Below are 22,124 nucleotides of genomic sequence, written 5' to 3' on the forward strand. Positions count from 1 at the left end.
ACAGGAGGCCGAATCATGAAAATTGTCATTGTCGATGATCATCCTTTAGTACGGAAAGGACTCGCTGCGGTTATATCCATGCAGCCCAATGTTCAGTTTGCGGGAGAGGCCCAGAATCAACAGGAAGCACTTGTGGTGATTGAGGAAACGGACCCGGATCTGGTGCTGCTGGATTTGAAACTAGCTGATGAATCGGGGCTGGATATTATCAAGATAGCACGCGGACGTGGTTTCAGAAGTAAATTTATTTTGCTGACCTCTTCCGCAACACGTGAAGATTTTCTGAAAGCAGAGGAAGCTTCCGTGGACGGTTATGTGCTTAAGGAAGCATTGCCTGAGGAACTAATTTACGCGATTCATCTTGTCAACAAAGGACGCAAATATTATGATCCGGCTATTCTCGAAAACAAGCTGCGTGAAGATGCGGGCAATCTGACCGACGACCTGACGCCAAAGGAAAAGGAAGTGCTGGTCGAGCTGGGACAAGGAGCTTGCAATCGTGAAATTGCATCCCGGTTATTTATCAGTGAGTTCACAGTCAAAAAGCATGTCAGTCAGATCTTGGCCAAGCTGCGGCTGGCGGATCGTACGCAGGCAGCATTGTATGCCAATGCCATTGGTCTGGCGAAGTACCAGCCAACAAATATCGTATGATGAGCTGACTCTATAAGCTACGCTGCACTTTTATGTGTGAGTGGTAGGAAAAGCCTCAAAATCACCAACCTTGGTGGTTTTGAGGCTTTTTTCGATTTCTTTTTCCATAATCGACAATGTATGGTACAAAAGTATACCATGCCGTATCCGAAAGTATACATTCCCCTCCCCCTGTAGTGAGGGAGAAAGTGCCATTCGGTTCCATGTCGTTCATAGAGCCAATTGTTACAATAAAGTCATACTTAAATATGAAGAGAAATTGTATAGGAGGGAGGATTTTTGTGGAGAAAACCATTTTGGATTATCTAGTCCTGATTAAAAGAAGATTGTGGCTGATTGCGATTTTTGTCATTCTCTCATGTGTAACAACATACATTGTGAGCGACAATGTCGTGAAGCCAGTCTACTCCGCTTCAAGCCAACTGCTGGTTAATCATATTTCCGCCAAGCAGGGGAGCAACAATCTGAACGACGTCAACACAAGTCTTAATTTGGTGGAAAGCTACAAGCAAATTCTCACTTCGCCTAAAATTATGGACGCTGTTGTAGCGACTCATCCCGAGTTCGGTTTGACGCAGCAGAAGTTGGCAGAGAAGCTGCAGATTAAATCCTCGGATAAAAGTCAGGTTATCGGCTTGACGTTTGAGGCAGGGAGCTATCCACAGGCCGCAGCGGTTGTAAACGCGGTAACCCAGAAATTCGTACAGACAGTTCCGGGATTGATGGAATTGAATAATGTGAAAATTTTAAATGAAGCGGACCCTCAGGCCAATCCTGACCCGATTAATGGGAACCCGCTCATGAATATTGCGATTAGTTTTCTCGTATCGCTGATGATTGCATTGGGCACGATTGTGTTCCTGGAAAGCATTAACGGTACGCTGCGCTCGGAGAAAGAAGCGGACGCGGACATCGGTATTCCGGTAATTGCATCGATTCCAGTCATTCGCAAGAAGGACGTCGATGGAGCAGCCGGAAATTCCAAAGAACGGGTAGGGGAGCGTAAATATGCTGCGATTGAATGACATGTTGATTACAGAAAGTAATCCATCATCGTATATCTCGGAATCATTTCGATCCCTCCGTACATACATCCGGCAGCAGGTGATTGGGCAAAAGGACCGTGGGACGGTTCTATTGTTAACCTCGCCGGAAAGCGGAGCGGGTAAAACAACACTGCTCGCCAACATCGGAGTTTCCTTTGCACAAGAAGGCAAGAAGGTAGCTCTGGTGGATTGTAATCTGCATAAACCAGCGCTGCATGAGATATTCGGAATGGAGAATACCGGAGGTCTATCGGCTTATTTGCGCGGCGGGGCTTCTTCCAAGTCTATCGTTAGGCATGGTGGACTGGAGCTATCGGTTGTTCCCGGTGGAGACACCCTGTACAACGCAGCAGATCTGCTCGGTAGCGAACGTATGGCTGAGCTACTGGAAGAGCTCAAACGTGAATATGACATCATTTTACTCGATTCGGCTCCGGCGCTGAATTATACGGATGCTCGCCTGATTGCAGGCTTAACGGATGGTGTGATTCTCGTTGCTAGACATGGTCGTACCAAACGGGAAGATCTACGCAAAACAAAGCAACTCATGGAGCAGGCCAGTGCGACGCTGGTTGGAATTGTGATGAATCAGGTGAAGTAAGCAACACCAAAATTCGATGAAGCAAGGAGAATGAGTGCGATGACGAAAAGAGTGAAAAAGGCCATTATTCCAGCAGCAGGGTTAGGTACGCGCTTCCTCCCTGCCACAAAAGCGATGCCTAAGGAAATGCTTCCAATTATCAATAAGCCTACGATTCAATATATCGTGGAAGAAGCGATTGCTTCTGGTATTGAGGACATTATTATCGTTACGGGTAAAGGCAAACGTGCCATTGAGGACCACTTTGACAACGCATTTGAGCTGGAATCCAAACTGCTCGAGGACGGTAAGCTGAAGCTTCTGGAGGAAGTACAGCGTTCTTCGGGAGTGGAAATTCACTACATTCGCCAAAAAGAACCCAAAGGTCTTGGACATGCGGTATGGTGCGCAAGACGCTTTATCGGGGACGAGCCGTTTGGTGTGCTGCTGGGTGATGATATCGTAACAGGTCAGAAGCCTTGCCTGCGCCAGCTGATGGATCAGTATGAGGAAACTCAAAATTCGGTTATCGGTGTGCAGCGGGTACCGCAGGAATTTACGAACCGGTATGGCATCATTGAACCGGATCAGCAGGACGGACGCTTGTACCGAGTGAATAATTTTATAGAAAAACCGGCTCCAGGCACAGCGCCATCCGATTTGGCTATTATGGGTCGCTACGTGTTCTCGCCGAAAATTTTCAAATATCTTGATCTTCAGGAAAAAGGAGCTGGCGGCGAAATTCAGTTGACGGATGCAATCCAAAAGCTGAATCAGAGTGAGCGTGTGTACGCCTATGATTTTGAAGGCACACGTTATGACGTAGGTGAGCGTCTTGGATATATTTTAACCACACTTGAATTTGCACTTGCCAGCGATGATTTGAAGTATCCGGTTATGGAGGCCATGAATGAATGGTTGAAAAAGACCGAGAAAGCAACCACGGCAGGTTGAGAGGGGGTACGTCAGCATGAGCATGGAAAATTTACCGGAGGACGGCGAGGCTGTCATGTCAGGTAAAGCGTTTTACATGCCATACGGAAATACACAAATTCAGGATAAAACGTCCTACCTGGTCACAAAACGCCTCCTTGATATGCTGCTGTCGTTCGTGGGCTTGATCGTCTTGCTTCCGCTGTTTGTAGTGGTAGGCGTTTTGATTAAGCTCGAAGACCCAAAGGGAAGCGTGTTTTTCAAGCAAACTCGGGTGGGCAAGAATGAGAAGTTATTCGATATGTATAAATTCCGTTCAATGGTGTCCAATGCTGAGGAACTGAAAAAGGACTTGATGGAGCTGAATGAAGTGAGCGGCGCCATGTTCAAAATTAAAAACGATCCTCGGATCACGAAAATTGGCAGTTTTCTGCGCAAGACGAGTATTGATGAGATTCCACAGCTGTGGAACGTGTTGGTCGGCGACATGACTTTAGTCGGTCCGCGTCCGCCGTTGCCCAGCGAGGTCGAGCAATATTCCGATTATGATAAGCAACGCCTGATTGTAACACCGGGATGTACGGGTTACTGGCAGGTGAGCGCACGTAACAGTGTAGGCTTCGAAGAAATGGTGCAAATGGATTTGAAGTATATTCATGTTCGCAATACGTGGCTCGATTTGAAAATCATCATGAAAACAGGCGTTAAAATGCTGTTCTCCAAGGATGCTTACTGATGGATGCATTCAAGCGATGTCCCGCAGTGTCCGTCGTTATTTGCACCTATAACCGGGCGGACCTGCTGGAGAAAACGTTAATGTCCCTGCTGGAGCTGGAAGACCTTGCACTGGCTGAGATCATTGTGGTCGATAACCGATCCACCGATCATACAGCAGCGACGATCAAAAGGTTCACCGTCGCCCATGGTCAGAATATCCATCTCCGATATCATTATGAGCGCGAACAAGGACTGTCTGCTGCTCGTAATGCAGGCATTACGTTATCAAGAGCGGAAGTCATTGCTTTTCTCGATGATGATGCAATTCCGTGTGTTACATGGTTGCAAACGATTATGTCAGCATTCGGGAACAATCCTGAGCTGACGGCTATGGGTGGGAAAATCGACCCTATGTTTGAGACGGAACGACCGGGTTGGCTGACAGGCCCGCTTGAACTGCCTTACACGATTATTGATCTGGGCAAAGCCGTTCGTGAATATCCGTCGGGACTGAATCCATTTGGAGCGAATATGGCGATGCGCAAAACGGCTTTTGCTGCCGTTATGTTCCCGCTTCATCTAGGCAGAAAGGGAGATATCCTTCTATCTGGTGAAGAATCGTGGGTATTCGAGCAAATCCGTAAAAATGGTGGAACGATTATGTATCATCCACACATGTCTGTGGAACATTTTGTGCCGGCTTCACGGTTAACGAAAGAATGGATCATGAACCGCTACTATTGTCAGGGCATGTCTAACGCTGCTCAGGCCGTAGGTCTGCGCGGCAACGCGATGCTGATGGCGAAGACGGCAGCCAAAGTGTTATACATCACTGTGGATTCCCTGCTGGCGCGTAGTGAGGGCAGGAAGCTGTTGAACCGGTGCAGGCTTGAAAGTATCCGTGGGACGCTGGATACACTGCGCAACCGGAAAAGCGAGTCAGCTGCGGGGTGAAAGATGGAACATGAGTAACTATCCTTGGACTACTAGAATAAACACCATACAGCATGTTTTTATTTTTCTACTGGGCGCTCTTGCTGTAGGAATTGCGGCTACCTATCAGCCGGTGGTCAGTATTGCGGCGGTATGTTTACTGCTCTTGCTGGCTGTTTCTATCCATCATCCAGAGCGCATCAGCTACGCTGTTTTGCTAAGTACAGCAGTCTCAGTCGATTCTCTGTATCAGGGTGGCGTGTTCGGTATTGAGATTTTGTCATTGTACAAATTGGGCATTTTGGCTCTGCTGGTGCCGTGCATGCTTGTGTATGGCATACGTCTCAAGTTCAGCTATCCGGTCTGGGCATTGGTGATCATGCTGGGGATCACATTTGGATTTTCAGCATGGCTGCCTTTGTTAACGACCTCGATTGCCGTCAAGGCGTTCGTCGGTTTATCACTCCCTTTCTTTTTTTTACTGATCCAGTGGAAAAAGGATGTAGCAGAAAAGCATATCCGACTGATCAGTCTGTTGCCCATTATTAGTGTGGTCATTGGACTGGGTTTGCAGGTTCTAGGGCTGCATTCGTTTACGGATGTAGAATTTACGGGCGCAGTCAGAGTACAAGGAGCGAATATACCGCCGCATCTGGCAATGCTCTCCTTTCTCGGAATTGCCGTCTCTCTAATTGAGGTCAAGCGCAGACCCAAGCAAGCCGCTTTTTATTACACGGTGTTGGCACTGAACTTTCTGATTCTGATCGCCACCGGTACACGTGGACCGATTCTGGCATTGTTATTAATGTTTGCTGTGTATCTGTTTGATATTGCCCGTCAGTACCTCAAGGGGAAAGTCAATTATTTGCTACCGCTGGCCGGATCGTTTTTGGTTGCTCTGGGGGCGGTGGCCCTGCAATGGAACAATTTAAAAAAACGCTCCTTCGAACGGGAGACCGATACAGGCATTGACCTGTCGGGACGCTCGGAGGCATGGGAATATTTTTTGAACAGAGTACATGATTACCCTTGGTCAGGGAGAGGTCTTGGCGCGGTAACGGTCGCGAACGACGGGACATTATTCAATGGCTTTGTTGTACCGCATAACGAGTATATACGCTTTTATTTTGACACGGGATATATCGGTTGCGGGCTATTAATGCTTTCATTGCTGATCGTGTTCGCTCTCATTTACCGGTCGCTTGCCAAGTCTATCAAACCTTATTTTGCAAGCTTAATTGCAGGCTTTCTGATCTACTCGTTTTCAGATAATACGTTGTCGACGGTTCAGATGATTATTCCATTTTGCTGGTATTTAAACGCGTTATACCAGACATCTACTCAAACCGATTTTCGCAAAGAGAAGTGATACGATGAGCAGAGTGAACATGTTCGATGTCAACTTTGATAATTACGATTTTAATGATCTACTCGAATTTATAGATACTTCTATTGAACATCAGCGTCATTCCTACATTTTGACCTGTAATGTCGATCATGTGATCAAGCTTCGCAAGGATGATGAATTCCGCAAGGTGTATTCGGATGCCGGAGCTGTAGTGGCCGATGGAATGCCTATCATATGGGCGTCCAAGTTACTGAAAAAACCCCTCAAACAAAAGGTGTCCGGGTCAGATTTGTTCACTCGGCTGGGAGAGGCTTTTGAGGATCGAGGCTATCGTTTATTTTTTCTGGGTGCAGCTGACGGTATTCCTGAGAAGGCTATGCTCAATCTCCAGGAATCTTATCCGAACATGAATGTGGTGGGCTGTTACTCTCCTTCTTATGGTTTTGAGAAAAACGAGGAGGAGAATAGGCACATTATCCAACTGCTTCAAGAGGCTCGCCCGGACATCGTTTTTGTAGGTGTAGGCGCACCTAAACAGGAAAAATGGATTTACAGATATTATGAGACTTACCGCGCTCCGATTTCAATTGGGGTGGGAGCGACCTTTGATTTCCTGTCGGGAAATGTGAAAAGAGCACCGGAGCTGATGCAGAAGACGGGATTTGAATGGTTCTGGAGGTTGTCTCAGGAGCCTAAACGATTGTGGAAAAGATATTTGATTGAGGATTCCCAATTTCTCGTTCTGCTGTTTAAGGAGATGTTCAAGCGGAAGCGGATGAAGGGAGGTCAGGGGTGAGAAACATGAGTCGGTTGGCAGATCAGCAGATTTCCGTTTGGCTAGGAAATCGGCGTGGAATCGGCATGATCGGCATGGGGTTGCTGGCTTGTATGTTGCCACTCGCCATCGGATTTGTCAGCGCCAAGATGAATCCCACCATGAGCCAGCAGGGAGCCATATTGCTGGCGCTCGTTTTTCCGGCCTTCCTGCTGGCGATCCTGCAATCGCGGCTACTGATTCCTTACACACTGGCAGTGTGGGCAGTAGGCCCGGAAATCCGCCGCATTGCGGATTGGATGGAGGGAACATATCACTCGGTTTCCTTGTTGAGCGTGGCACCGCTGCTGGTAAGCAGTATGTTGATTATTCCTGTGTTGCGAGGCATTCATCAGGCGGAAAAACCCTTGACCCGAATTGCTGTATTTTTCGGCATAGAATTGGCCTACGGAAGTGTGGTCGGGTTATTCAAAAATGGTATTGTTTTTGCTTATGATTTAGCCAATTATGTGGTTCCTTTGATCCTGTTGCCTTATCTTGCGATTAAGCCCATGAAGGCGAAGGAGCTGGACCGACTGTTGTATTCATATGCCAACATTGCTGTTCTTGTGGCAATTTACGGCATTATCCAGTACTTGACGGTGCCTCCGTGGGATGCATTTTGGATGAATCATGTAGAAATGAATTCCATTGGTGTTCCAGAACCACTTCAAATCAGAGTATTTTCTTCCATGAACTCGCCCGGTCCCTGCGCTATTTTCCTGGCGATGGCACTTGTACCCATGCTAATGGAAAAACGTTGGCGTGGCACTTTGGGATGGATCGGAATCCTGCTGACGGTCGTTTGTCTCTTAATCACGCTGGTACGTTCAGCCTGGCTAATTGCATTCGTCATGTTGCTGGCTTACATTCTCAGTTCATCTTCCAAGGGAAAGTGGAAAACCTTGTTTCAACTAGCTATAGTTGGCCTTCTTCTCTACATCATTGTTCCAAAACTTCCAGGGGCAGAAGGTTTGGTGGCTCGCATGCAGACGCTGACGGATATTCAGCAGGATCATTCGTACAATGAACGTTTGGATTTACTGCATACGATGCTTCCGGCGATTGCTGGCAATCCGGTCGGGCAGGGGATCGGGAGTGTAGGAATCGGAACCAAGCTTGATAACGGCGGCGATCTCGGCGAACTTGGGATTATGGATAATGGATATATTGCCATTTTCCTCACCTTCGGTATTTTCGGAGCATTCTTTTTCTTCGGTGGTCTGTTCGTTATCATCAAGCGCCTTCTTGTCCGTATTGCCGAACGAGATTCCAGTCAACCTTATATCAGACTAGCGTTGGCTACGTGGGCCGGAGCTGTAGCCAGTCTCATATCGGATAATGGTTTCCCTGGTATGCGCGGCTATCTGATCTGGATGATGATCGGAATAGGACTATGGGCAAAAGATGTCATCGCGGAAAGAAGGTAAAGGCTGTGCAAAACTTACAAGCATTATCCGCACCTGTCCGGACACTATGGTCCACAGTGATTCGGTTTGCCAAAAGCAAGGATAACAGCTCTGCAGCAGTAAAAACGATGATATTCAGTATGCTGATTCTCGTCGTGAATATGCTGACTGGTGTGCTAACGGCACGATTCCTGGGTCCTACTGGACGCGGGGAACAGACAGCGATGGTGAACTGGTCCCAATTTCTCGCCTTCTGCATGAGCTTCGGTGTCCCGTCTGCATTGATTTACAATGCGAAAAGGAAACCGGAGGAAACGGGCAAGCTGTATGGTCTGGCCTTGCTGCTGGCTACCATGTTCGGGGGCTTGGCGACACTCGTCGGAGTTTTTCTAATTCCTTATTGGCTGCGCTCTTTTTCTTCATCGGTCATACTTTTCGCGCAGTGCTCCATGATGATGTGTCCGCTCATAGCGATTTCACAGATCAATAATGCATTGCTTCAAGTTCGCTCGGAATATAAGCAGTACAATTTATTCCGGTATCTGGTTCCGCTAAGTACACTGCTGGGTCTGGCGATTCTGATCTTAACCGGAAATATGAATCCGTACACCTCGGCATTGGCCTATTTACTGCCAGGCTTGCCGATTTATATCGGTGTCACGATACGAATGATTCGACTGTACAAACCAAAGGTAAAGAACAGCTGGACGCAATTTAAAAATCTCTTTACCTATGGTATGGGTTCATACGGAAATGATCTCATGGGGCAGGTTTCCACTTATATTGATCAGATTTTGATTGCGGGTCTGCTCAGACCCGCTGATCTCGGTTTATATGCAGTAGCGGTCAGCTTGGCCAGGATGGTGAATGTATTTTCCACCTCGATCATTGTCGTGCTGTTTCCCAAAGCCTCCGGTCTGAATAAGGAAGAGGCGGTGGCCATAACATTTCGGGCATTTCGAGTGACATCAACGGCAACCTTTCTGGCTGCGGTGATGCTGATGCTGATTGCTCCATTCGTATTTACATTGTTATATGGTCAAGAGTTTAAACAAGCACTTACGGTATTCCGGTTCCTGGTGCTTGAGGTTGCTATCAGTGGAGGGACCATGGTGCTGGCACAACAATTTATGGCGTTGGGTAAGCCCAAGCTGGTTACCATTCTACAGGGTGTCGGATTGGCGCTCGTCATTCCATTGCTGTCCATACTCGTGCCGAGATATGGATTGACGGGTGCAGGGATAGCAATGCTGTCTTCGGGGATTCTACGGTTCATTTTCATTTTATGTAATGTTAAATTCGTTCTGAAAATGAAGATTCCAAGACTGCTTATTTCCAAACAAGATTTTCAATGGCTCCGATCAACGATGTCACACTACATCCGGAAAAAGCCAGTTAACGGTTAGATAAAGAAGGAGGCACCCGCTAATGAACCACATGTCTAGCGTTCCCGCGGACAACCGGATATCCGTAGTTATTATCGCTCAGGATGATGGCACTCGAATCACAGCCGCCATTAAATCCTGCAAGCCCTTTGCGGACGATATCGTCGTCATTGACGGAGGGAGCAAGGACAATACGATTCAGGTAGCTGAATCCTTGGGCTGTCGGGTGTTTTCTAACCCGTGGCCCGGTTATGCCAAGCAGCGCATGTTTGGTGTTGAAAAAGCGGAATTTGATTGGATATTCCTGATTGATACGGACGAAGTAGTGGATGCAGAGTTGCTTGGAGACTTGTTGAAAGTTAAGGAAACACTCCACGATCCGGCCAAAGCATATTCCGTATTTCGGATTGGAGATTTTCTTGGCAAATGGATGAACAAAGGCGAGTACCTGGTTCGTTTGTACAATCGGCGTATTTATGGCATTACGAATAGTCTTGTTCATGAAATGCCGGATGTAGCCTCTTCCCAGATTGTCAATCTGGAGGGCGTGTTATGGCACTACGGCTTCCGCAGCATCAGTGATCATATGACCCGTTTTAACAAATATACAGATCTGGAAGCAGAGACGGCATTTAACAAAGGAAGATCCTTTCGGATGACCAGACTGTTGTGGCGGCCTCCTGCCCGCTTTGTGCAGAAGTATTTTGTCCAAGGCTTATACCGCAAGGGATTGGCGGGTTTTGCCGTAGCAGTATTCTGGGTGATGTATGAGTTTCTCGTCTGCTTCAAGCATTATGAGCTAACCAAGCGGCGAAAAAAGTTAGAAATCGTGGATGATGGACATACCGAGCAGAAAGGAGAAACCAGCTATGTCGTACAATAACGGATTTCGTATTGCGGCAACGGGGCTTAGCTGGCCGTCTTTGCAGCCAGGAGGTCTCAACACATATTTCAAATCCATTTGTGAGCAGCTTACGTTAGAGCGCAATACGCTGGATGCTCTAATCTGTAGTGACGAGCAGCCGCAGGTACCCGATCGTATTCGGATTCATTCGATTGGCAGCAAGCAGCAATCCATCTGGAAGCGCCGAGAACTAATGCAAAAATATGCAGCAGGGCTGTTCGACAAGCAACCGATAGATGTACTGTATTCCCATTTTGCTCCCTATGGTGTTGGACCGGCGCTGGAGGCGAAAAAAAGAGGGATCCCGGTAGTTACCACCTTTCACGGACCGTGGACGGAGGAAATGAAGATTGAAGGACAGGGTATTAAGCATTTTCTAAAAACGACGTTGGCTAAATCCATTGAAATGAAGGCCTACGGTCTGTCGGATAAATTTATAGTGCTAAGCGAGACTTTTCGGGATATTTTGCATGAGCACTATAAGGTTCCACTCAGCAAAATTCATATTATTCCTGGTGCGGCGAATGTAGAAAGGTTCCACCCGGCAGAGGATCAAGAAGCCGTGCGGAAGCGCCTGAATTTGCCGCAAAATGCGACGATTGTGCTAACCGTTCGTCGTCTTGTTAATCGAATGGGACTTCTACAGCTACTGGAAGCATGGCGACGAGTAACCGAGCGTCATCCTGATCATGTGTTGCTGATTGGAGGGAAGGGCCCCTTGATGGAGGAATTGGCTTCCAAGGTGGCGGAATACAATCTTCATAACCATGTAAGGCTGCTCGGTTATGTGTCGGATGAGGAGCTTCCATTGTACCATCAAGCATCGAATTTGTTCGTTGTACCCACACAGGCACTGGAAGGTTTCGGTCTGATCACAGTGGAGGCGATGGCCTCGGGACTGCCGGTGCTGGCGACTCCTGTGGGTGGCAACAAGGAGATTTTAAGAGGATTCCGTCCCGAGCTTTTGTTCAAGGGAACGGATAGTGAAGCCATTGCTGAAGGGTTGCTGCGTGTGCTGGATCATCGTGAACTTCTACCGAATGCAAGGGAATGCCGGGACCATGTCCTGAGCAGATATACATGGGGACATGTAGCGGAGCAGGTGGAAGAGGTGTTCCGACAGGTCCTTGATAGAAAGGCGGCGGCGAAATGATGAGAGTAGCTTATATTGACCATACGGCAAGATGGAGCGGCGGTGAAGTCGCTTTGTACAACATACTGACGAATATCGGGGAACATATCGACCCGCTCGTTATTTTGGCAGAGGAGGGCGATTTGGCAGATCGGCTTCGGCAGCGTGATATTGATGTGCGCATCGTTCCATTGGACGATTCGATTCGTAATCGGGGACGGAATGCCGTGAATCTAGGTGCGCCTGCAGCAGCTTTTCGTTTGCTGGCTTACGGTAGAAAACTTGCGCCCTTGCTGCGTGAGGAAAAGGTCGTGTGCGTTCATACGAACTCGCTCAAGTCTGCACTGTATGGTACAGTAGCCGCCAAATCGGCGAAGCTGCCCTTGATCTGGCATATCCGTGACCACATCGGTCCGCCATATCTGAAGCCGATTGTAGCCAAAGGGATTCGGCTGATGTCTCGCTTTTTGCCCAACGGAGTGATTGCTAATTCCAAGTCCACGCTGAGTGCGTTGGAGTTACCCCCGGACAAAAAGACGCTTGTCGTATATTCCGCTTTTGCCAAAGCAATTACAGCACGTGACACGGCTGCGCATTTACGTGGTGATGACTCGTTTAACGTCGTATTGGTCGGTAGATTGGCGGAATGGAAGGGACAGCATATTTTACTGGAAGCAGCACGCTCCTTTTTACCGGATCAGCGCGTGAAATTCTGGCTGGCTGGAGATGCGTTGTTCGGAGAAGAGGAATACAAGCAACGATTAGAGTCCACGATGCGCGAATACGGGTTGGCTAACGTCAATCTGCTGGGACACGTCGATGACATTCAAGGCCTGATGCAGCGTTGTGATTTGCTGATTCATACCTCTATTACACCAGAACCATTCGGTCAGGTCATTATTGAAGGCATGGCTGCGGGTCTCCCAGTGATTGCTTCCAATGAGGGTGGGCCCAAGGAAACGGTGGTACCCCATGAAACCGGGCTGCTTATTGAACCGGGTGATCCGGCTAAGCTGGAAGAAGCCATCCGCTGGATGTTGGAGCATCCACAAGAACGTCAGCAGATGGGTGAGAGAGGGATGGAACGGGTCAAGAAGCATTTTGTCATCGAGAACACAGTTAAGGATATAGTTCATTACTATAAGGGTTTGTTGGCAGGAGTCTGACCGACATTCGCGTTAAAGGATGATTCAGATGAAAATAGCGATAGCACACGATTACTTAATCCAAATGGGCGGAGCGGAAAGGGTAGTAGAGGTATTCCACGATATGTATCCGGAGGCTCCTATCTTCACAACGGTGTTCAGCGACGACCGCCTGTCGCGTAACTTGAAGGATGCGGATATTAGAGCCACTTGGCTACAAAAAGTCCCAGGAGTGAAGGACAACTTCAAAGGAGTGCTGCCGCTGTATCCCATCGCTATCCGTGATTTTGATTTTAGGGATTTCGACATTGTTTTAAGCTCCAGCAGTGCATTTATGAAAAGCATCCAGGTACCCAAACATACGTTTCACATTTGTTATTGTCACACACCGATGCGGTTTGCCTGGGATTACGATACATATATGGCCCGGCAGTCCAAATCCAACCTGCTCAAAAACATGCTCAAGCTGTACATGAACCGGTTGAAAACATGGGATGCCAAAACTTCTCGCAACGTAGACCAGTTTGTCGCCAACTCTTCAGTTGTTAAACGAAGAATTTTGCACTATTACCAAAGGGATTCGGATGTGATTTTCCCACCTATTAACACATCCCGTTTTAAACGCGCTACAAACATCGGTGACTATTACCTGATCGTATCCCGATTGGTGTCCTACAAGCGCATCGATCTCGCGATCGAAGCATTCAAACGTAACGGTCTCAAGCTGCGCATTGTGGGTGAAGGACCGGATCGTAAACGACTCGAAAGTATGGCCGCCCCGAACATTGAGTTCCTCGGCAGGCTTGAGGACGAAGAGGTTAACAAGCTGATGGCAGAATGCCGAGCGCTCGTTTTTCCGGGTGAAGAGGACTTCGGTATTACGCCTTTGGAGGCGAATGCGGCCGGACGGCCTGTCATCGCTTTTCAGGGCGGGGGAGCGCTGGATACGATTGTTCCTCATGTGAACGGCGTATTTTTCCGCAAGCATCAAGTAGAGGATGTGCTGGAGGCTGTCGAAAAGGTTGAGCAACATGCATGGAATGTGGACGATATCATTACCCATGCGCGCAAATTTGATGAAGAAAACTTCAAGGATCAATTAAAAAAGTATGTAGAACAAGCCTATGTGAACTTTCTAAAAGGAGGATGAACGGAATGAAGCTGGCTGTAATCGGTACTGGATACGTTGGGCTCGTCTCGGGTGTATGTTTTGCGCAAAAAGGTAATGAGGTGATTTGTGTCGATCTGGAGCAGTACAAAATCGACATGTTGAATCGGGCGGAATCTCCAATTTATGAACCGGGTATTGAGGAATTAATCGCGTTGAATCTGGAAGCCGGCCGTTTGGAATTCACCTCGGATTTGGCCGATGCGGTTCGCCGCTCGGATATCGTAATTTTGGCGGTAGGTACGCCTTCTCTGGCTAACGGCGAGGCGAATTTGTCGTACATTGAACAGGCGGCCGCTGATGTAGGGAAAGCCATGAACGGGTATAAGATTATTATGACCAAGAGTACTGTACCTGTCGGAACGAACGAAAAGATTAAGGACGTGTTGGCTCGTCACACGAGTTTGTCTTTCGATATCGTCTCCGCGCCGGAGTTCCTGAGAGAAGGCTCAGCCATCAATGATACGCTTCATCCGGATCGCATCATTATTGGTTTGGACAATACAGGATTGCGTGAAACCATGGTCACTCTGCATCAGGTGTTCACGGATAAAATCTATGTGACGGATATCCGTAGTGCTGAAATGATCAAATACGCGTCCAATGCGTTTCTGGCAACTAAAATTTCGTTCATTAACGAAATCGCTAATATTTGCGAAAAGGTTGGCGCCGATGTAACCTGTGTGGCTGACGGTATGGGTATGGACAAACGGATTGGCTCCTCTTTCCTACAAGCAGGGATCGGGTATGGTGGCTCTTGCTTTCCAAAAGACACAAATGCGCTTATTCAAATTGCGGGTAATGTAGACTATGAATTTAAGTTGTTGAAATCAGTGGTCGAGGTGAATACTGATCAGCGCTTTATGATTGTATCCAAGCTGCGCGAATCGCTGGGTCAACTGAATGGTGTGTCGATTGGCATTTGGGGCCTCGCCTTCAAGCCAAATACAGATGACATCCGCGAAGCTCCAGCACTGGAAATCGTAGAAACGCTCATTCAGGCAGGCGCTATTGTCAAACTGTATGATCCTATTGCGATGGATAAATTCAAGGAGCGAGTAGATCACCCGAATATTGTGTGGTGCTCATCCCCACAGCAAGCCGCCGAAGGTAGCGACGCTGTGTGCCTGTTGACCGATTGGGAAGAGTTCAAAAAGGTCGATCTCGTACAACTGGCCTCCATTTTGCGCAAGCCGGTTCTCATTGACGGTCGTAACGTATTCGCTGAGGAACAGATTCAAGGCTCCGGGCTGGAATACTACTCCGTGGGACGTCCGCGGATGAGTGGGTGGAACAGAGATAAAGTGGAAGTTTAAAAAATGACTGTGGCGGGTGTGGAGACGCTACACGTGCAGATTGTTCTTCCGATTGCTGTTACCCCCGGATTTTTGGATTGTGTAAAACATTCAAAGGTTAAAATCCGGGGGTAAAGGCAAACGCTGCGCTTCTTCAGAACAATTCTGCCCGCTCCGCTGCTTTCCGCCGTGGAGTCACGATTTTTAATCTCCCACCTTATGGGGTGGGAGTAGGAAGGGCGTATCGGAAGGAGCGGCGCGGTTGAAGCCGCTCCTTCCGATCAAGTACGCCATTGCGGTTGCCGAAGGCGTGAGATTTTTACAGGCTGACCGGACTTAATAATGTCCGGTCGTGCCTTTTGCACCACAAGGTATGATCGATATGATGCATTTTTGAGTAGCGCAGGGGTGGATTTGAATCTGGAGAAGCGGAGCGTTCGCCTTTGGATCGGGATTCAAACCTATATACGATTTTATATAATCAAGTGAATCCCGGTCCAACAGCGATCGTAAGATCAAATCCAGCCCGTAGCGGGCTACTCAACTTTGCCCCATCCGATCATCCAACCAATATAGAGAGGAAGTGGAGAGTTATGAAGCTCGTACTTTTGTCTGGTGGTTCCGGTAAAAGATTATGGCCTTTGTCCAACGATTCCCGTTCCAAACAATTTTTGAAGGTACTGGAGAGCCCGGAGGGGATTTCGGAATCCATGGTACAGCGGGTATGGAGACAATTGGGAGACAACGGATTATCAGAATCCTCGTTTATTGCGACAGGGAGAGCACAGGTCGAAATGATCCAGAGTCAGGTCGGGCCGAATACGCGCATCATTGTTGAGCCGGAACGCAGAGACACCTTTCCTGCGATTGCGCTGACAGCGACTTATCTATATTCCATTGCTGGTGTTTCCCCTGATGAAATTATAGCTATATTGCCTGTAGATCCTTATGTTGAGGATGCTTTCTTCGCTTCCGTAGCCCAGCTGGAACATACGCTTCAGGAGAGTGAAGGCAAGCTTGCTTTAATCGGGGTTGTCCCTTCCTATCCTTCAGAGAAATATGGTTACATTATTCCGAAAAACGATGCCACCCAAGGTAGCACAGGCTACCGCGAAGTGAGCCATTTTCAAGAGAAACCCGACCGGGAGCAGGCGGAGCGTCTGATTGAACGCAATGCTCTATGGAACTGCGGGGTTTTTGCATTCAAATTAAGTTATTTGCTGGATATCTTGGCATCCAAGGGTTTGCCGCTGAATTATGAAGAAATGCAAAAGCAATACGCATCTCTGGAAAAAATCAGCTTTGACTATGAAGTAGTCGAGAAGGAGAAGGACATTGTCGTTCTTCCGTACGATGGTTTTTGGAAGGATTTGGGCACCTGGAATACGCTCACAGAAGAAATGTCTAATCAACAAGTGGGCAGAGGTGTAGTAACGGAGGATTGCGTCAATACGAGTCTTATTAACGAGTTAGACATTCCTGTGGCGATCATTGGAACGAATGATCTGATTGTAGCCGCTAGCCCGGATGGTATTCTTGTGACCAATAAGGCTGAAAGTCCTCGCATTAAGGAAGTGCTTAAGGCTCATGATCAGCGTCCAATGTATGAAGAACGTCGTTGGGGGCAGTATCGGGTTGTGGATTATGTCAAGTATGACGAGGGTAACGAGGTATTGACCAAACGAATCCGCGTACGGAAAGGCAAAAATATCAGCTATCAGCTTCATTTTAAACGGAGTGAAATTTGGACCATTATTAGTGGTGAGGCGGAAATTATTTTGAATGAGAAGCTGCACAAAGTAAAAGCTGGTGATGTAGTTCGCATTCCTGAAGGAACGAAGCATAGCATTTTGGCTGTGACCGATGTGGACTTTATTGAGGTGCAGACTGGCTCTGAATTGGTTGAAGAGGATATTGTCCGCTTTTGTATGGATTGGAATGAAATTTCCCGTCACCAATTTATCTCATAATTATTTTCGTAAAAACGAAAAAAAGACGAATTCATGAAAATTCATAGCCTAAACTGTCGAAATTGGACGAAAACCTGTAAATTCATGAACATGACCTATTAAATTTTGGTAAAAAAAAGTCGATACTTAGGGTAAGAAGGAATCCAAACTCCTTCCAACGATAAACGCAGCCCTGTCGAAAGGCAGGTACGCAAAGCTAAAGGGCCTTCCACAAGGATGGCAGCCTGGCTACCGAAAGGAAGAGCGAAAGTGAGATTCAATTTTATTCCTCTGTATCGACTGATACGTCATGTACTCCCCGTTATTATGCTTTTTTCATTGTTGCCCGTCGGTTTTGGTGATTCTCTGTCTGTGGCGAATGCCGCTTCATTACAACCTGTTAATTCGGACGCTTCTACTCAGGCCCGTGAACTATACAGCTATTTACTCAACATCTCAGGGAAAAAAATAGTCACCGGTCAGCATGATTATTTGGAAAGTCCGGATGAATTAAGTAACAAGGTCCAAAAAATCAGTCAGGCATATGTGGGTGTACACGGCTATGAGATGGGAGCTATCTCTGGTCAATCTGACGCTACGGAAGCAGCACAACGTAAAAATGTCGTCGATAGTGCTATCCGTTGGAGCAGATCCGGTGGTATTGTGACGATGACTTTTCATGAAGCGCTACCGGGTAGGCCACTGACTTGGGCCAATGTACAGGCGAAAGTAAGTCAGGCAGAGTTCAACAAATACGTGACCCCAGGTACTACGCAGTATAACCTCCTCATTGCCGATCTGGATAAGGTCGCTGCTTCGTTAAAGCAGCTTCGTGATGCAGGGGTTCCGGTTTTGTGGAGACCTTACCACGAAATGAATGGTGACTGGTTCTGGTGGGGAAACAAAACTAATTTCAATCAGCTATGGAATATCATGTACGACCGTTTTACAAACACACATCAATTGAACAATCTGCTATGGGTATGGAGTCCGAATGCGCCCAATTCGTATACTGTCCCGTATACCCCGAAATACCCCGGGGATGACAAAGTGGACATCTTGGCAGTAGACATTTACAACAATGATTTTAAGCAAAGTCATTACGAAGGTCTACTTGGGCTGGCACGGAATAAGCCGATTGCCATTGGGGAGCACGGTGAGATGCCGAGTTCTGAGGTGTTGCAGGCTCAACCTAAATGGGTATATTCCATGACTTGGGGCAAAATGCTGACTGAGAATAACACAACAAATCAAATTCAGGATTATATGAATGATTCGAGGAGTTTGACGCGGGATGATGTGAAGAATGGATTGGAAACGATTCAACCACCTGGGACAGATATACCGACCTTACCGGACGAGGGACAAAGTGAGCCTATCCCGGCTCCGCCAGTAGTGATCGTTCCCCCAGCTCCGACTCCTCCTTCTGTTCCTGATGTGGTATATGTGAACGGGTTGCGTGGCGAATATTTTAACAATATGAATTTGAATGGAAGTCCTGTTTTGATCCGTACAGATAGCAAGCTGGACTACAACTGGCGTGCCAATGCAGCTGACCCTAAGGTGAATGCCGATCAGTTCTCGGTTCGCTGGACGGGTAAAATCAAACCGCAATATAGCGAGACCTATACGTTCACCACGATATCCGATGATGGTATCCGTGTATGGGTAGACGGCAAATTGGTGATTGACAGCTGGTTCAAACAAAGCTGGACAGAGCGTAAAGGCAGTATGACTTTGGAAGCAGGCAAAATGGTAGATTTAAAAGTAGAATACTATGATGAAAAAGGCGACGCGATGGCACGTCTAATGTGGGAAAGTCAGCATGAAGCGAAAGCGGTGATTCCCGGAAACGCTTTGTTTCTTCCTTGATTAATACTCTTTCCCGGTCCAAAAATTTGAGGAGAGAGGGTCGATCATATGATAAAAAAATGGTTATCCCATAGGTATACAGTAGTTTTATCTGGACTACTAGCGATCGTAGCTATAGCGATGATCGCTTGGTTTATATACACGCCTTCAAGAAGCGCAGAATTGCAGACGGATAAAGTAGCAGCTGCCAGTCCAGTATGGAAGCTGGGTCAGAGGGATGACTCTTCAGCGGAATTCAAAGGTGTGGTCGGTAGGGATAATATCGACATTTCTACAGCAGCTGCCTCTACCGAATCATCTGCTAAAGGAGCAATGTCAGCGTTGTCGGTAGCAGAGAGTACAACAGTTCCGGTATTGCTCAGCAGTGGAGATATTCCTCCCGGTTTGAATGCGTCCACGAACCCTGAATTGACACTCCAGTATAAGCTGAATCAGATTCCTCCCAATGGTATGATATTCCGTGTTCGGATTTTGGATGCGGGCAAAGCAGTCCCGCAAATGGCTGTATTTTCAAATCATCAGCTGTCCGGTATTATTCAGATTGCCGGGGTATCCGGTACTGGGAGTGCTTATAATTTCAAAAACAACTACGAGTTGTATATACCCAAAGAGCAATTGCAAAGCGGTGTTAACGTACTCAAGCTAAAGACAGCGCGCTGCCTATACTGCTCCTCTGCAGAAGATAAAAATGTGTGGTGGACTTGGGATGACTTGAGCTTGGAGACGTTAGCTTCACCTGCGACCGAACCGGTACACGGTAAATATATACTGACCGGAACAAATGTGAACAATAAAGAATTTTATTATGATCAGGGTGCAGTTAAGCATTTACCATACGTTCTCAAATGGCTGGGAATTGCTTATAGTGGCAACGTCATGAGGGTCACCTGTGCCAGTAATGTGGGCAAGGCATGTACAGACGTGGATGATTACTATCAAACGTTAAAGCAGTATAATATGCAATCGTCTGCTTTGTATTTATATACAGGTGATATTAAGCTGCAAAAAGATGGTTCTCTGCCAGAGACGGCCAAGCAAAAGTTGCGCGATTATGTAAAAAAATACGGTTCTTATCTTCAATATTATGAAGTAGATAACGAACCTGGATTATTTAATCGCTCCAAGGCGGTAAATCTGGCTGTGGCCAAGTGGTTGAATACGGAAGGCAAGCAATTGGCACCGCATCTCAAAACCGTAGCACCCGGCTGGGCCTACTGGCCAACGTACTCTACCAAAGCGTGCAAAAATCAAACCAGTGGTACGCAAAAATGCGGTGACCCAGATGGATGGGAACGGGACCCGGCGCAACGTAAACAGCTGGAGGAAGTCACCGACCTGACCAATGGACACGCCTATGGTGAATCGTATAATGAAGAGGGCGGGGGGAGCTTCGTCCAAAATTTGAAAACCTTCGGCGGTTCGAGTAATGGACTGGCGAAGAAGATGCTGAACACAGAGTTCGGCACCAATGATACACATCGAGATAATCCTGATTATGGGGCTAGTCAGCCACAAGCAGCCGCATTCGACCGGATTATGCGTTCGCAAATTGGGTTTGCCGATATGTTTATCCAGCATGCTGCTTTTTATAAAGATTATACGCTGTTTAAAACAGGCTTCGATCTGCAAAGTCATAACCCGGCCAACACAGAAATTTATCCGTTCGGGCAAGGACAGGACACCCGCGTTAAGATCATGAGACGCTTGAGCCTAGCCTATGCCACCCATGGAAAACCTCTGACTTATACAGTGCTGAATCCAGAGGATACCAAGGATAAGATGGTCTATGTTCGTGCGGTGGATACGTCCAAGCTTAAACCGCTGGCAGGTAGCGGCGCTACTTCAGACAAATTGCTTGTGAATCTAGTGAATTTCGAAGCTACCCCGCAGACAGTTCGTGTACGGGTAACGATGCCGAAAGCCGGTTTGTACACGGGTGAACGTTTTGGAGCGGGTTCTACTTACAGTCAGGCACAGCGTTCCATATCAGGGCTCAAGGCTTCTCCTGCCCTTGATTTTGAAGAAAAGCTGGGTCCTGGTGAAGCGGTCCAATATATTTTGGAATTAAAAAGTACAGATCAGACCGCAGCCTCAGCCCCAACAGGGGTGAAGGCTGCCTCTGTTCAGGATGGGACGGTAAAGATTAATTGGCTTCAGGCAGAAGGCGTATCTTCCTATGATGTGCTGCGTGCTGACGGGACCGACGGGGCTTATCAGGTGATTGCCTCGCAAGTAGCCGGAAGCACATATACAGACCGCACAGTAAAAGCCGGAGGCCACTATGTCTACAAAGTCCGAGCGACCGGAGGCACTGAGGTTTCCCAGGCAGCCGAGGTCGCTTAATAACAGATCGGAATGTATATAGGACCTTAGTTAATGAATACCTAACATCATTTCGAAATAAAACAAAAAAGAACCTATCAGGAGAAAATAGGACCTGACAGGTTCTTTTTTGTTGGAAAATCGTTCTGATTTGCCAATACTTTACGTATAATGAAGAAAAAAATAAGAAAATCCTTTTATATTCTCGTCATAAGACGACAACATTGCAGGTATGTATTCATATATAATAGTTTTGTTCATGACTATACATACATGGTTTTGTGGGAAATCTCTTTCCGGTGACCAAGAATAATAAAGCGAGGTTAGTGCTGAATGAACAAGGAGACAGAATTAGGGGTGAACAACCCTCTTTTTCAAAACAACGTACGGAAAGTAGACAAAGCCGCTATCGACTTGGACATCCGGGACATTTTGCTTCAATGTGGGTTCACGATGCCAGAATGGCTAGAAAACGACGCTGATGGAACCACATACCGGAAGGACAAGCGCGTGTAAAT

Annotated in this window: 19 protein-coding genes and 1 riboswitch; all 19 genes read left to right on the top strand. The window is 47.3% G+C overall.

Features of this window, described 5'->3' with window-relative positions:
- Positions 1–15 precede the first annotated feature (15 nt).
- The 19 genes from T3H97_RS05825 to T3H97_RS05915 all read left to right on the top strand — a co-directional run bounded on the left by T3H97_RS05825 (position 16) and on the right by T3H97_RS05915 (position 22,122).
- Positions 16–654, top strand: coding sequence for a response regulator (locus tag T3H97_RS05825; RefSeq protein ID WP_025720512.1), 639 nt, complete (start codon positions 16–18; stop codon positions 652–654).
- 281 nt (positions 655–935) lie between these two features.
- Positions 936–1,679: a YveK family protein gene (locus T3H97_RS05830; RefSeq protein ID WP_025720510.1), complete on the top strand. Its 744-nt coding sequence runs from the start codon at positions 936–938 to the stop codon at positions 1,677–1,679.
- Positions 1,663–2,301 (top strand): CpsD/CapB family tyrosine-protein kinase, encoded by a 639-nt coding sequence (locus T3H97_RS05835; RefSeq protein WP_013309150.1) that lies wholly within the window; start codon positions 1,663–1,665, stop codon positions 2,299–2,301. Before T3H97_RS05830 ends, T3H97_RS05835 begins: the two co-directional genes overlap by 17 nt.
- 39 nt (positions 2,302–2,340) lie before the next feature.
- Entirely contained in the window at positions 2,341–3,234 is an 894-nt protein-coding gene (gene galU / locus T3H97_RS05840) for a UTP--glucose-1-phosphate uridylyltransferase GalU (protein WP_013309151.1), read from the top strand.
- Positions 3,235–3,250: 16 nt separating this feature from the next.
- Positions 3,251–3,949 carry a sugar transferase gene (locus T3H97_RS05845; RefSeq protein WP_013309152.1) on the top strand — a complete coding sequence of 233 codons (699 nt, stop codon included), beginning with the start codon at positions 3,251–3,253 and terminating at the stop codon, positions 3,947–3,949.
- Entirely contained in the window at positions 3,949–4,884 is a 936-nt protein-coding gene (locus T3H97_RS05850) for a glycosyltransferase (RefSeq protein WP_061830280.1), read from the top strand. The genes T3H97_RS05845 and T3H97_RS05850 overlap by 1 nt, the downstream gene beginning before the upstream one ends.
- A 10-nt stretch (positions 4,885–4,894) precedes the next feature.
- On the top strand, positions 4,895–6,232 hold the full coding sequence (locus tag T3H97_RS05855; RefSeq protein WP_053324850.1) for an O-antigen ligase family protein: 1,338 nt from the start codon (positions 4,895–4,897) through the stop codon (positions 6,230–6,232).
- A 4-nt stretch (positions 6,233–6,236) separates the two neighbouring features.
- Positions 6,237–7,007 carry a WecB/TagA/CpsF family glycosyltransferase gene (locus T3H97_RS05860; RefSeq protein ID WP_028543109.1) on the top strand — a complete coding sequence of 257 codons (771 nt, stop codon included), beginning with the start codon at positions 6,237–6,239 and terminating at the stop codon, positions 7,005–7,007.
- Positions 7,008–7,012: 5 nt separating this feature from the next.
- Complete coding sequence (locus T3H97_RS05865; protein ID WP_328801963.1) at positions 7,013–8,455, top strand: O-antigen ligase family protein; 1,443 nt, start codon at positions 7,013–7,015, stop codon at positions 8,453–8,455.
- A gap of 5 nt (positions 8,456–8,460) precedes the next feature.
- Entirely contained in the window at positions 8,461–9,840 is a 1,380-nt protein-coding gene (locus tag T3H97_RS05870; RefSeq protein ID WP_069291326.1) for a lipopolysaccharide biosynthesis protein, read from the top strand.
- A gap of 22 nt (positions 9,841–9,862) precedes the next feature.
- Positions 9,863–10,702, top strand: coding sequence for a glycosyltransferase family 2 protein (locus tag T3H97_RS05875; protein ID WP_250243648.1), 840 nt, complete (start codon positions 9,863–9,865; stop codon positions 10,700–10,702).
- On the top strand, positions 10,689–11,876 hold the full coding sequence (locus T3H97_RS05880; protein WP_328801964.1) for a glycosyltransferase family 4 protein: 1,188 nt from the start codon (positions 10,689–10,691) through the stop codon (positions 11,874–11,876). The genes T3H97_RS05875 and T3H97_RS05880 overlap by 14 nt, the downstream gene beginning before the upstream one ends.
- A complete protein-coding gene (locus tag T3H97_RS05885) occupies positions 11,873–13,021 on the top strand; it encodes a glycosyltransferase family 4 protein (RefSeq protein WP_328801965.1) in 1,149 nt (382 codons plus the stop codon). Before T3H97_RS05880 ends, T3H97_RS05885 begins: the two co-directional genes overlap by 4 nt.
- A 28-nt stretch (positions 13,022–13,049) precedes the next feature.
- Positions 13,050–14,150: a glycosyltransferase gene (locus T3H97_RS05890; RefSeq protein ID WP_328801966.1), complete on the top strand. Its 1,101-nt coding sequence runs from the start codon at positions 13,050–13,052 to the stop codon at positions 14,148–14,150.
- Positions 14,151–14,155: 5 nt separating this feature from the next.
- Positions 14,156–15,484 carry a UDP-glucose dehydrogenase family protein gene (locus T3H97_RS05895; protein WP_103048924.1) on the top strand — a complete coding sequence of 443 codons (1,329 nt, stop codon included), beginning with the start codon at positions 14,156–14,158 and terminating at the stop codon, positions 15,482–15,484.
- A gap of 572 nt (positions 15,485–16,056) precedes the next feature.
- Positions 16,057–17,433: a sugar phosphate nucleotidyltransferase gene (locus T3H97_RS05900; protein ID WP_013309163.1), complete on the top strand. Its 1,377-nt coding sequence runs from the start codon at positions 16,057–16,059 to the stop codon at positions 17,431–17,433.
- A gap of 155 nt (positions 17,434–17,588) precedes the next feature.
- Positions 17,589–17,669: riboswitch (cyclic di-GMP riboswitch) on the top strand.
- A 13-nt stretch (positions 17,670–17,682) separates the two neighbouring features.
- Entirely contained in the window at positions 17,683–19,284 is a 1,602-nt protein-coding gene (locus tag T3H97_RS05905; protein ID WP_103048923.1) for a glycosyl hydrolase, read from the top strand.
- Between the two features lie 48 nt (positions 19,285–19,332).
- Positions 19,333–21,627, top strand: a complete 2,295-nt coding sequence (locus T3H97_RS05910) for a PD-(D/E)XK nuclease family protein (protein WP_328801967.1) — start codon at positions 19,333–19,335, stop codon at positions 21,625–21,627.
- Positions 21,628–21,939: 312 nt separating this feature from the next.
- On the top strand, positions 21,940–22,122 hold the full coding sequence (locus T3H97_RS05915) for a hypothetical protein (protein WP_061830271.1): 183 nt from the start codon (positions 21,940–21,942) through the stop codon (positions 22,120–22,122).
- Positions 22,123–22,124 lie beyond the last annotated feature (2 nt).

This window comes from Paenibacillus sp. LX16, from assembly GCF_036252815.1.
Taxonomy (GTDB): domain Bacteria; phylum Bacillota; class Bacilli; order Paenibacillales; family Paenibacillaceae; genus Paenibacillus; species Paenibacillus polymyxa_B.